The following is a 13590-nucleotide window of genomic DNA, read 5'->3' on the forward strand; positions in this document are numbered from 1 at the left end:
TTCCTTTTATATCCTAATTATATATTTTATTTTGCAAAAATAGTATACGTAACTGTAGTTGTATATACAGTTTCTGCTCCTGAGTTTGTAGAGTCTGCAATATAGTTATCTACATAAGCATCTAAATTAGCACCGCTATAAGTTACTTTAATATTTTTATTTACTCCTCCAGAAGTAGCTGTTAAAAGCGATGTATCTGTAGCAGAAAGAGCAACTGCAGGTGCATAAGTAGCATTTCCTACTGGGTTCGTACTTGCAGCAGCTGCAACTACTTTAATTGAATTTGTATCGATTGTCTTTGTTGTACCGTTTACTGTAGTTGACATATTTGCAGCAGCAGCTTTTACTTTTACTTCAAAACCACCTGTACTGTATACTGTTAAGTGATTGTCTTGTTCTGAAGATACACCCGCTGCATATTTAGCTTTTGAATCATATACTAAGTCTACCGTTTTTTGAGTTGGGTTTACTACAAGAGTTTGAACCGGCTTTAATTTTACATTTAATGTAACGTTATCAGTAGATTGAGCGCTTACTGTTGCAAATCCTAAAAAAGCGAAAGATGCTAAGATAAATTTTTTCATTGTTGAATTATATTTTCTGTTTATTAATTATTGATTAAATTATCGGGTGCAAAAGTAGACGCAATAAATTAGAGTTATTTTGTAAAAAAAGACTTTAAACTTGTAATTTTAAACAAGTTTTGAAAATACATTCTTCAAATAAAATTTGATAATAAACAGAAGAAAAGAAAAAATTTAAGTGTAATTTATTAAGCATAAAATAAAATATATGCGAAATAATAATGTAAAATTCAAAAAACTTTAAGAATACAATAAATACAAAAAAGAAGAAAATAGTATTTAAGACATAATTATTTTCTGAAAAAATTGAAATTTTACTGTGAAATAATCGTATACACTAATGTGTGATATACATAATCTGAATTCAGATTAATATTTTCAACTGAATCTCCGGAAAGAAAATTATTGTCTATGGCAATTTTTTCCTCGATCCCGCCTTTGCGTTTATCAATAAGTGCATATTCCTTATTATTGTCACTTTCTTCAGCAAAAGCTTTTTTTTCAGCATTATATAATTGCCTCCGCATTTTTATCTGAAAACCGGAAAGACTGGATACTTTAATATATTTCGCTTCAGATACAACAGACGTTTTATTTTCTGCAACTGTAGTAGAATTAGTACTCGGAACTGAGATTGTTTGAATTGGATACAGTTTTATATTAAGCCTTACAGATTCCTGTGCAAAGCATTTCAGCGATACAAGCAAGAAAAATATTAATATAAGGTGTTTACAGTACATACCAGCAATTAGATTTTTCACCAATCAGATACTTAGTAAAAATAAGAAAAAAATATTTATTATATCATTTTAAGGGGATTTTTTCTTGTTTTTTTATTTATTCATCAATCTGCTTTCTTTATCCTTGAATTTCAGTCTTTAGCAGAATTCAAATAAAATGGGTCTGGATCTTTTTTCTTTTTTTCATTCATTCTATGATTAATTGTTTTAGTTTCTGTAAAAAAATTACATCTAATTATAACAAATCTCTCATCATTCGAAAAGATTAAAACTCTTCTTATTAATTTTGTAATTCAACCTCAATAATCTCCTTTAAATCTTTACAATAAATTCTGTAAAAAATATTAGCTTTACGATATTATTTATTTCTATGATGAAAACATTTTTTAGTTTTTTACTTCTCTTATTATTACCTTTCACTTTATACAGCCAAGAAAATCTGACCTCGGACGAGCTGTTTGTCAAAGCGAGAAAAGCAGCTTTCGACGAAAAAGATTATCCTGCTGCCATCAAGCTTGCGCAACAGGCATTGGAAAAATCACCGGATTATACGGATATATCTGTTTTTTTGGGAAGAGTATACACATGGAGTGACGACCTTACTTCAGCAAGGCAGGTCTTTGATAAGCTCGATCAAAGAAATGTACAGGATGAAGACTTTTTTATCGCCTATGCTTCTCTTGAATACTGGAACAATCAATATGAAAAAGCGATTACCATTCTTGACAAAGGGTTAAACTATCATCCTCAATCCCAGGAATTATGGCTTTTGAAAGCAAAAGTATACAACAGCAACAATCAATTTGTTGAGGCAGAAAAGGCAACCTCATCTGTATTAGAAATCAATCCTAAAAATACTGAAGCCAGAGTTCTTTCTATAAGAATTAAAGAATTAACTTCTAAGAATGCTTTAGGCATTACCTATAATTTTTCACATTTTGACAAACAATTTGATGATGACTGGCATATTGTGAGTGTGAGTTACAAAAGATCTACTTCTATTGGTTCTTTCATTATAAAAGGGAACTATGCTAATAAATTTGCCAAAAACGGAACTCAAGTTGAATTGGAAGCGTACCCGAGAATCTCAAAAACTTTTTATCTGTATGCTGGTGCAGGATATTCTAATGACGTAGGCATATTCCCAAAATACCGAACAGGAGTTTCACTTTTCGCCAATCTTCCTCATAGTTTTGAAGGGGAATTGGGATACCGACAGCTTTATTTCAGCAGTAATATCTGGATGTATACTGCATCCATAGGGAAATATTACAAAAACTTCTGGTTCAACCTTCGTACTTATATTTCTCCGGATCAAAAAAACATTTCTCACTCTTACACCGGAACGATGCGTTATTATACCAAAGGTGCATATGATTATTTTGGTTTCCAGATAGGAACAGGAATAAGCCCGGAAGAGAGCATTAATAACCTATTGGAAAACGAGACCTACAAATTAAAAACGTTTAAAGTAGGTGGAGAATATAATTTCTCCATTAATAAATCCAATCTGTTTTCTGTTTCGGCCACGTATTATAACCAGGAATATCGACCGAATGAAAAGGGAAACCAGTTTGATATCAATATAGGATATACCAAAACCTTTTAAGGTTTTGGTATTTTTTTATTCATAAAATTGGCTACCACAGAATCCGGCATCAGTTTTTTAGAAGAATAGAACTTATTGTTTTTCGTTTTAAATACATCAAAACGTTTGATCATATCAGCTTCAACAGCTTTATCATCAATTACATCTTCATCAAGATTAGGTTGCAATTCAAATAACTGGTTGTCTACAAGGTGATACTTTCGGTACACATAATCAATAAGCTGGTTTTTACTTTCCATTAAAGGAGTTCCTTCGTTTTCATTTTCATCATCATTGGTCAATCCTTTTCCTATCCAAGTTACCGAAGAAGGGGTGTACAATTTATAATTTGTTCTGTAATATGCCAGAATGGACGGAGCCAGATCAAAATGACTTACCTGCTTTTTAAAACGTTTTGCTTCTTTTAATAAAGGTGAATAAATAATCAAAGGAACATGATACCTGTCGATTTTAGTTTCAAAAGGAATTTCCGGCATACTATGATCTCCTGTAATGACAAAAATTGTATTGTTGAAATCTGAACGTTTTCTATAATTTTCAAAGAATTTCTGCAATGCATCATCGAGGTTAAGTACAGAAACGAGTTGCTTTCTATTTTCCAAAGCCCATTTTTTCTGAGGCACCGTAATTTGTCCCGACTGTAACCTTTTATCAAATAATGCTTCATAATATTTTGAATTATTAATCAAAAAAGGATTGTGAGTCGACAAGGTAAGTAACATATTAACATATGGCTGATTCTTAACTTTTTGTACTTCCAGCATTTTTCCAAAAACAGCCTGATCTTCATATCCCCAACTTTCGCCATTATTTTGAGGTAATTTACGATATGGAGCACTAAAAGACTGCTGATCTATAATATGATCTACTTTACTGTATTGCAAAAACTCGCTCATTCGGTCAAATGAAGCGTTACCACCATAATAAAAGCCTGTTTCAAATCCATTTTTTTTAAGAATATTGAATAGGTTGAAATGCTCAGGAGTTTTTTCAATTTCCAGAAAACCATTTTTCCCAAACGGTAAAGAACCCGTAAGAGTTGGAATTGCAGCAAATGTTCTTCCTGAAGAGCTTAGATTAAATTCCCAATACAAACTTATGTTGGCCAAAGAATCTATAAATGGTGTGAAATTTCCAATGTATCCGTTGGGTGAGCTATAAGCATGACCCAAGCCTTCTACGGTAACAAAAACTAAATTCGGAGGTGTATTGGCCTGGTTTAAATAGGCTCCTAAAAAATCTTTTGTTTTTTCTTTCCTCCAAAACGGAAAATCCTGATTCAGCATTTCCGGATCGGCTGCTAATGTTTCTGAACCATTCAACAGATCGGATATTTCAGGGTGATCGCTGACAAAATTATTAGCATTTGAATTAAAAAAATAAGCCCATTTGCTTACTCCTGCTTTTTGTTCAAATTCATTTTTACTGTTAGGTCCTAAGGAATATAAGGTATCTTTAGGGATAAACCATGCCAACAATCCTATTCCTAACAGTATTGTGCCTATATAGAATGATTTAAAGCTAAACTTCGCTGCAAACCAGAAAGGAGCAAAAGATCCTAGTATCAAAATACCCATTAATGCAATATTCTTGGTACTCAACATTCCGCTTGCCTGAAGGATCTGTTTCATTTCATCACGACTATAGTAAAGTACATCTGCTCCCAATGCATTATGTGATTCAGAAAAATATAAAAATAATATGTACTGAGTTACCACAATCAGCGTACATGCTATCATTGCCAATATTTTGGCCCATTTTTCTTTTATAAAATTAATGAGCAGATAGATAATTCCCATTCCGAAAATAAGCTGGAATGCAAATAATACATTTTCTGCAAAAAGGTTTTTCGCGAGTAATGAAGTATTAAATGCTGTAAAATTATAGCGATACCATCCCCATTCAGCGAGTACTCCCAATAAAAATAATACCAAGAAAGCTACCGCAAAAACACCCCATTGTCTGAGTCCAAGTTTCAGTATTGCTAGTACCCGTTTCGTCCAAGGTAAATTTTTATCTTCCTGACTGAAACCTTGTCTGGTCATTTCACCCCAAGCGTGCGATTTTTTAAAATAATCTACGAATCCTTTTACTCCTGCTTTCACGACTACCGGATGAAAGTAGAAAGGCTCAATCACTGCTGTCAAAATTAAGGTAAGGAAATCTTTTCTTTTAGTATACACCTGCCTGCTTATAAGATCTACCAGAATTGCATAGACAGAATAGAGAATTCCTGTAGAGATAACCAATGCAAAAAGTACAATAAAGAAAGGCCAGTTGACGATTCCTAAGAGTAAGAAAATAATGAAAATTATAATTCCTGAAAATTCTACCAAAGGGCCTAAAAACTCAAAAAAGAACCAATACGGAAGACTTACCATTCCTAATTTGCCATAGTTAGGATTAAACATCAGTTTTCTATGCTTCCAAAGGGTTTCCATGGTACCTCGCATCCATCGGTTCCGCTGTTTTCGTAATATATCTTTTGTTTCCGGTACTTCCGTCCAACATAACGGATCAGGGATATTCACTACTTCATAAGGTTCTTTCTTTTCTTCCATGTACCTTCTCATCCGCACCACCAACTCCATATCTTCTCCTACCGTATTTTTGTCATAACCACCACAAGCTAATACAATACTTCTGTCGAAAGCTCCAAACGCTCCGGATATCAAAATCAGTCCTGAAGCTCTTGACCATGCCATACGACCTAATACAAATGCTCTGATGTATTCCAATGCCTGACTTCTTCCCAACCATGTTTTAGGAATATTCACGTCTGTAACTTTACCGTTTTCTATTTTACAGTTGTTGGCCAAGCGGATTACTCCTCCACAGGCTATGACTCTTTTATCGGTTTGTTCCAGGAATGGTTTTGCCAGTCTGAGAACGGCATCCTGCTCAAGAATACAGTCTACATCTATACACACAATATATTCTCCGGAAGAAATATTCACTCCTACATTTAAGGCATCAGCTTTTCCTCCGTTTTCTTTATCTACAACGATCAGTTTTTTAAAAGCCTGGTTTTTGCTTTTATAAATTCCGCGTATTGGTTTTGTTTCAATATCTCCCTGTACAAAGAAAGACACAGATTCCAGCTCATAGGCTTTAATAAGCTTTTCCATGGAATCATCTTTACTGCCGTCATTCACAATAATGATTTCCAGATTATGATAATATAAAGACAGTAACGATCTTACATTATCGACAATAGTCATTCCTTCATTGTATGCAGGCGCAATAAGGCTGAAAACAGGCGCATTAGGATTAGCTGCTATAATACTGTAATCTGTAAACGTATTTTCATTTTTATATCGGATAACCGCTCCCAAAGCATAAATTCCTATCCAGGCATAGATGAGAAAAACAGCAGCCGAGTACAGCAAAAACAGCCAAATAACAATTTCATAAATAATATGGGCGAATTCTAGCATATTTTTTCCTGTAATGCGTGTTTAATAATCTGAACCAATTGGGGACATGAGGAATCATTTGTGATGATCTCGAGCAAATAATCATGATACCCTAAAGCAAGAAGGGCTTCCGCTGCAGCAATTTTTACTCCCGGAAGATTGGTTCCGTTCAGCTTTTCTTTATAAAAATCTGCACAACGGGGGTCATGAGACAATTTCATAGCCTTCAGTATTTCTATTTGTACTTCCAAAGGCTGTTCTTCATAGATTTCTTTGAATTCTGTAATGGTAGAAGGGTTTTCCAATGCCTGCAACGCTTTTACCGCTTCGATACGGACATCGATAGACGGATGAACCAATAGCGCTTTCGCTTTATCATAAAAGAGCAACATTTGAAATTTTCTCAGCAGTCGCAATGCAAAAATGATCACCGACGTATTTTGACTATCCAGCCAGACATTTACCACCTGCTGACATTGATGGGGATCAAGATTGATAGACCGAAGCAAACGAAGCTGCTGCCAATCTGAAATGACATAGGCAAAATCGTTAAGAAAATGAAGCCCCTGAAATCCTTGAAATACCACCATTGCATACTGTGCTTCCTGATACACCTGAGGAGAAGGATGTGTAAGAAAAGGTATAATTTTCGGAACTGCCATTTCAACTTTCATAGCTGTAAGCTCTTGGATTCCCTCTGCAATAAGGTGTGGTTTCTTCTGCTCTAATTTATTTAGCGCTTCTTTTTGAAGATTATAGTCTGTAAAAATTTTTTTGATTTCATCTTGTGCTCCTCCCGAAAATTTTTTCTCAGAAGCTACCAATCTTTCTAAAAAGAGATTTCTAAATGAGGATTCCTGAGAATAGGTATTAAAAATTTCATCGTCCTTTTTATCTTCTGAACCATACACTATCGCATCCGAAACTTTCTCATCAATCATAGCAGACCATTTATGAGTATGATTCAAGGTTTTATACTGATAAAAGCTATACAGAAGCACAACTATAATCAATAGCAAAACCAATAGCAATATTCCTAAAAATGTAAGGAACAGATCGTGTACCGAAACATATAAAAACATTGAGGTCATTTTTTCCTATTTAGCAGTAAGTCTTTTTATACGTAATGTCAATTCATTAGGACTGAAAGGTTTTACCATAAAATCTGAAGCTCCCAAATCGAAGGCTTCCAATACCACTTCTTCCTGTCCCAAACTGGAAAGCATAATCACCGGTATTTTTTTACCAAATGATCTGATCGCTGAAAGTATTTCTGTACCTGAAGCAAAAGGCATCATAATATCCGTAATAATAAGGTCTATTTCTGTTTCTCTAATGGTATCAATGGCCTCTTTACCATTACGGGTAACAATTACCTCATATCCTTCTTTCAACAACTTGTGTTCTACTGTTTTCAATATCAACTCATCGTCTTCGGCAATCAAGATTAACATACTTATTCTTTTTAATTTTTATTGATTTATTAGTTTATTGATTAAATATTCTCCTATTGTAATTTCTTTTTTGATGGCATTTTCCATCGCCTCATAATCAGAATTCTGATCTACATTTTTTTCCCAATCGGATGCAAGATGTGCCAGTTTAAATAATCCGGCAGTACCAGAAGTTCCTTTCAGTTTATGTAAAAATGCCTTTGCCGCTTCCAAATCCCTCTCCTCGGCAATCTGTTTCAGCTTTTCTGAAGATTGAGTAAGCTCCTGAATGACCAAATTTAAGAAGAAAGTCTTAAATGCTTCATCGTCTCCAATCTGCTCTTTCAGCATATCCATATTCAGATATTCCTCAACAGGCAGATCATCTTTTGTTTTCTCTCCTTCACCATCTTCATGTGCTAAATATTTTTTTAACATATTTAAAAGATCATTCTGTCTGAGAGGTTTAGGCAGGAAATCTGACATTCCGGATTCTATACATTTTTCTTTTTCACCTGTAACGTTTCCTGCTGTTACCCCAATAATAGGAACTTTTTTATAATCCGGCAACAATCGGATGTGTTTTGTAGCTTCAATTCCATCCATTACCGGCATCTGCACATCCATCAAGATAACATCAAAGACCTGCTGTTTGCAGTGATCCAAAGCTTCCTGTCCGTTTACTGCCTCTATCAGCTTTGCATTAGGAGTAAGCGAATTCATCATTCTTTGATTCAATGCCATATTTACCGGATTATCATCTGCTAATAATACTTTCAGAGGCTGCATAAAGACGGAAAGCTCATCATTTGCCTTAACAACAGGAACTTCAATCTCTTTTTTCGAGTACTGAATTGCCCTGCTTAAGGTTATATACAGCTCATCAGATTTGATCGGTTTTAGCAAACAGTATGATTTTTCATCCTGACGGAAAGAGGAAATCACCTCATGTTCTTCCGAAGAGGTATGAAGGACAATAAGAGGGGTCATCTCGCCCTGTTTTTCAAACAATTCCTTTATTTTATCTATGGTTTCTAATCCTGATAATATCGGCATATGATAATCCATCAGGATTACATCAAAACGTTCTCCCTGCATCAATAACTGAATGGCTTCCAATCCGTTCGCTGCTAGCTCAGACTTAATATTTTTATAGTCCAGCATATGCTTCAGGATCATCCTGTTATTTTCATTATCATCTACAATAAGCACACGTTCTATTTCCAGATCTGTGATATCACTTGCATCTTCTAATTCATAAGGGACTTCGAGATCAAAGAAAAATACAGATCCTTCTCCGATCTCACTGGTTAACGACAGATTACTTCCCATATACTTCAGAATATTGTTGGAAATGGTCAATCCTAGCCCAGTTCCGCCATATTTTTTGCTTACCGAACTGTCTTCCTGGGTAAATGCGTCAAAAATACGTTGCTGTTTTTCCAAAGGAATTCCTATTCCTGTATCTCTAACAGAAAAACGAAGGGTAACGGTTTTATCATCCTTTCTCAGTTTTTCTATTTTGAGCTCAATTTCACCCTGCCCTGTAAATTTCACAGCATTTCCCAGCAGATTAATCAATACCTGCTTGATTCGGGACTCGTCCATCCATAATGTTCTGGGTAAACCTTGCTCAATATTCAGGAGCAATTCCAGATCTTTTCTTTGTGCCTGATACAAAACAACATTTACTACCTGATTGGCCAAGTCGTAGATGTTATATTTATCTATAAATAGTTCCAATTTTCCTGATTCTATTTTGGAGAAATCAAGAATATCGTTGATGATATTTAGTAAGCTGTTCCCGGATTCATTAATGTAGTTCAGATACTGAATCTGCAAGTCATTTAACGGCGTTTTCAGCAAAAGATCGGAAAATCCAATTACACCGTTCAAAGGGGTACGGATTTCATGGCTCATGTTGGCCAAAAACTCAGATTTTGCTTTACTTGCTAAGTCGGCCAATTCCTTAGCTTTTTTCAACTCTTCATTGGTTTTTACCGAATTGGTAATATTTTGGGTGAAAATAATCACTCCCCCTGTTTCCCCATCATTCATATTCCAGGGAATGACCTCCCAATTGAAATGCTGAGGTTCATCAAAACCTACTATTTCAAATACCTGATTTTCATTTTTATATGAAATACCTTTCAGGGCATCTTTATAAATCTTTCTTCTTTCTTCTGATACATCAGGATAAATACTAAACAAATTTTTTCCAATAATATCCTGATTGTCCTGATGAAACTCTTTTTTCCATCTTTTACTTACTGAAACGTGATTCAAGTCTTTATCAAACATGGCCACTGCTGCCGGCACATTATTAACAAAAGACTGAAGCATAGCTTCTTTCCGTTCCAGTTCCAGATATGTTTTTTTAGCCTCATCTATATCCTGAATGATTCCGAAAATCCTCACACAATTGTCTCCTTCAAACTCCGGAATTCCTTTTACCCTTACCCAAATCAATGTCCCATCTTGTCTCTTAAGCTGCAATTCTTCATCATAGGAAATCCCTTTTTCTATTGCTCTTGTCAGTAAAAATCGTAGTCTTTCTTCACTTTCTTTTTCGTAAAATCCAACCGAAGTCTCAAAATCAGGAATAAAATTCTTATCAACTTTATGAATATTTCGTGTAGATTCTGACCAAAATATCGTGCGAGATTTAAGATTCATTTCCCATCCTCCTACCTGAGCAACCGTGCTGGTTTGTTCCAATATTTTTTTGGTATTGATGAGATCTCTTTCCAACTGTATACGTTCGGTCATATTGAGTGCTGTACTTACTACATACGGAGAACCAGTTTCGTCAGTTTCTACCATATTATGATACATCCAATAGATCTGTTTTCCATCTTTTGCCTGGAGAATCATCATTCCTGAATCTTCTTTGTTAGAAGTAACACGCTGTAAATATTGATTCAATAAATCCAAATGATCTGCAGGAACCAAATCTTTTAAATTTAAAGAGGTTACTTCTTCTTTTGCATATTTTAAAACCTCTCTTCCTTTTTCATTTACCGCCAGAATATTTCCTTCCATGTCATGCATACTCATCAACCCAATTGCATTCTCGAAAAAGTTTCTAAATCTACGTTCTGAACTTTCCAGCTTGTGACGCTCCTGCCTTTCTTGGGTGACATTTCTTCCAAAACAGAAAATCTCCGTTTTGCTAATATTCTGTTTCAGCTGCCATTCTATGATTATATCTTCAGTATCAGCAATTTTTGTATAGGTAGTATAATCTATCCCATTTTCTTTGACAGGCAATTCTCTGCACAGTTCTCTCAGCTTTTCATTGTTTTCTCCTAAAAGTTTTATAAAATCTTTTTCAAGTGCTTCATTTTTCTTTACAAGGAAAGCATTTTCAAACGCAGGATTCACATTCTTCAATTTAAATCCGTTATCCAAAACACAAATAATATTGTTGGTAATCGTAAAAGTTTCGGAAAAATACTCTGCCTGAATATTTTTCCTCTTGCTTATCAATATTTTAGTAATTGCTTCTCCTAATTTCTTCAAAGAATGTATCTGCTTCGCAGAAAGCGTTTTGGGTTTGTAGTCTATCACACAGACTGTACCCAATATAAACCCCATGTCATCAATCAGAGGAACTCCGGCATAAAAGCGAATTCCCCCCTCTCTAATAAGGGCATTCGAAGAGGAACGATCATCTAAAAAAGTGTCATTAATCACCAACACTTCTTTATCCATAATCGTATATTGACAAACTGTATCTCTACGGGCTACAAAATCCAAAGAAATTCCCACACAGCTCTGAATCGTCTGTGTTTCCAGTTCCATCATAGCAATCAATGAAGCCGGGCAATCGGCAATAAGACAGGCTGCTTCTGCAAATACATCCAGGTCAGGATCTTTTCCAAGATTTAAAAGATCATATATCTTAAGTCTTTCCAGTCTTTCCGCTTCATTTTCAGGAACAGGGTATTTCTTCATACAGTATCAATTTGTATTTATTAAATCTGAGATAGGCTAACATTAACCATTAATATTCTATAAAAATAAGGAATTAGAGAATATCTTCAGAGGTAAAAATATCATTACCTCCAATTTGTTCCCATAATTCTTTCTCAAAAAAAAATCTGCAGTCTCCTGCAGATTTCTTATTATTTAATTTAAAAATTCTTTAGTTAAAGAAATTCTTGATCACTTTAGTAATTCTTTCACGGTCATTATCTGACAGATTAGAACCAGAAGGCAGACATAATCCGTTGTCAAATAGTTCTTCCGCTACTTTCCCACCATAATAAGGCGCATCCGCAAACACAGGCTGTAAATGCATTGGCTTCCATAGCGGACGGGATTCTATATTATCTTCTAAAAATGCCATACGAAGTCCTTCTCGGTTCTTCCCTGTTACCTCCGGATCAATGGTAATAGCAGACAGCCAATGGTTGGAATAGTAATCTGATGTAAGTTCTGAAAATACTTCAACCCCTTTAATTTCACTAAAAAGTTCTACATAAAATTCATGCATTTTTCTACGAGCATCCACTCTATCGGATAACACTTCCATTTGTCCGCGACCAATTCCTGCGACAATATTGCTCATACGATAATTATATCCAATATGAGAATGCTGATAGTGAGGCGCATTATCTCTTGCCTGAGTAGAAAGAAATACCGCTTTATCCTTGTCTTCTTTTGTATGACACACCAAAGCTCCACCTCCAGAAGTCGTAATGATTTTATTTCCGTTAAAAGACAAAATCCCAAAACGTCCGAAAGTTCCGCAAGCCTGATTTTTATAGGTTGAACCTAAAGCTTCCGCGGCATCTTCAATTACAGGAATTTCATATTTCTTAGCAATTGCAGTAATTTCATCCATTTTTGCAGGCATTCCGTACAAATGCACTACAATGATTGCTTTTGGCTTTTTACCTTTTGAAATTCTATCTTGGATAGCTGCTTCTAAAGCATTCGGACACATGTTCCAGGTATCTTTTTCAGAGTCTACAAATATGGGAGTGGCTCCGCAATATGCGATAGGATTTGCTGATGCAGAAAACGTCATTGACTGGCAAATTACTTCATCACCATGTTTTACATCAGATTCAATAAGCGCTAAATGCAATGCTGCTGTACCTGCTGACAATGCCGCTACTTTAACATCCTTATTTAAAAAGTTTTCTAAATCATTTTCAAAACCATCTACATTGGGACCCAAAGGTGCTACCCAATTGGCATCAAAAGCTTCATGTATATATTTTTGTTCGTTACCTCCCATGTGAGGTGAGGAAAGCCAGATTTTATCTTGCATAATTTGCGATTTTTTTAAGAAGCAAATTTAGTAATCTTCATTGAAATCAAATGCTTTTGATGCATTTATTATATCCATTTTTTTGTCTTTAAGTTTATTACCTCTAACCAATCTAGATGTTTCAATATACTTTTTTGGAAAAATAAGTTTATTTTTATATAACTACCTATTGGTTAAATAAAAATGAGGCCTATTTAAATATGCCTCATTTTTAATTCTTTTATTTCTTTATTAAATTTTTCAGATACTCCCCATATCCGCTTTTGCCATATTTGGCAGCCGTTTCAAGAAGCTTTTCTTCATTGATGAATTTATTTCTCCATGCAATTTCTTCGATACATCCGATCTTAAAGCCTTGTCTTTTCTCAATCACGCTTACAAATTCTGAGGCATCATGCAAAGAGTCGAAAGTTCCGGTATCCAGCCAGGCTGTTCCCCGGTCTAAAACACCCACTTCAAGTTTCCCCTTTTTAAGGTAAACATTATTGATATCCGTAATTTCTAATTCTCCTCTCGGCGAAGGCTGA

General features: G+C 34.9%; 9 protein-coding genes. 1 reads left to right on the forward strand and 8 read right to left on the reverse strand.

Annotated elements, in window-relative coordinates:
• Nucleotides 1-26 precede the first annotated feature (26 nt).
• On the reverse strand, nucleotides 27-584 hold the full coding sequence (locus tag LV842_RS12290; protein ID WP_233111753.1) for a hypothetical protein: 558 nt from the start codon (nucleotides 582-584) through the stop codon (nucleotides 27-29).
• 314 nt (nucleotides 585-898) lie between these two features.
• Nucleotides 899-1291, reverse strand: a complete 393-nt coding sequence (locus tag LV842_RS12295; protein ID WP_233111754.1) for a hypothetical protein — start codon at nucleotides 1289-1291, stop codon at nucleotides 899-901.
• A gap of 403 nt (nucleotides 1292-1694) precedes the next feature.
• On the opposite strand from LV842_RS12295, the gene LV842_RS12300 reads away from it, so the two are divergent.
• Entirely contained in the window at nucleotides 1695-2933 is a 1239-nt protein-coding gene (locus LV842_RS12300) for a YaiO family outer membrane beta-barrel protein (RefSeq protein ID WP_233111755.1), read from the forward strand.
• Here the strand turns inward: LV842_RS12300 and LV842_RS12305 are convergent.
• From LV842_RS12305 to LV842_RS12330, 6 genes are all read right to left on the reverse strand, one after another.
• Complete coding sequence (locus LV842_RS12305) at nucleotides 2930-6370, reverse strand: sulfatase-like hydrolase/transferase (RefSeq protein ID WP_233111756.1); 3441 nt, start codon at nucleotides 6368-6370, stop codon at nucleotides 2930-2932. The two genes, LV842_RS12300 and LV842_RS12305, sit on opposite strands and share 4 nt — an antisense overlap.
• Nucleotides 6364-7431, reverse strand: a complete 1068-nt coding sequence (locus tag LV842_RS12310; protein WP_233111757.1) for a HEAT repeat domain-containing protein — start codon at nucleotides 7429-7431, stop codon at nucleotides 6364-6366. The genes LV842_RS12305 and LV842_RS12310 overlap by 7 nt, the downstream gene beginning before the upstream one ends.
• A 15-nt stretch (nucleotides 7432-7446) precedes the next feature.
• A complete protein-coding gene (locus LV842_RS12315) occupies nucleotides 7447-7803 on the reverse strand; it encodes a response regulator transcription factor (RefSeq protein ID WP_233111758.1) in 357 nt (118 codons plus the stop codon).
• Between the two features lie 18 nt (nucleotides 7804-7821).
• On the reverse strand, nucleotides 7822-11739 hold the full coding sequence (locus LV842_RS12320) for a response regulator (protein WP_233111759.1): 3918 nt from the start codon (nucleotides 11737-11739) through the stop codon (nucleotides 7822-7824).
• A 190-nt stretch (nucleotides 11740-11929) separates the two neighbouring features.
• Nucleotides 11930-13063: a DegT/DnrJ/EryC1/StrS family aminotransferase gene (locus tag LV842_RS12325; protein ID WP_233111760.1), complete on the reverse strand. Its 1134-nt coding sequence runs from the start codon at nucleotides 13061-13063 to the stop codon at nucleotides 11930-11932.
• A 220-nt stretch (nucleotides 13064-13283) separates the two neighbouring features.
• A partial coding sequence (locus tag LV842_RS12330) for a sugar phosphate nucleotidyltransferase (RefSeq protein ID WP_262909419.1) occupies nucleotides 13284-13590 on the reverse strand: 307 nt, incomplete at its 5' end.

It is taken from the genome of Chryseobacterium gwangjuense, from assembly GCF_021311115.1.
Taxonomy (GTDB): domain Bacteria; phylum Bacteroidota; class Bacteroidia; order Flavobacteriales; family Weeksellaceae; genus Chryseobacterium; species Chryseobacterium gwangjuense.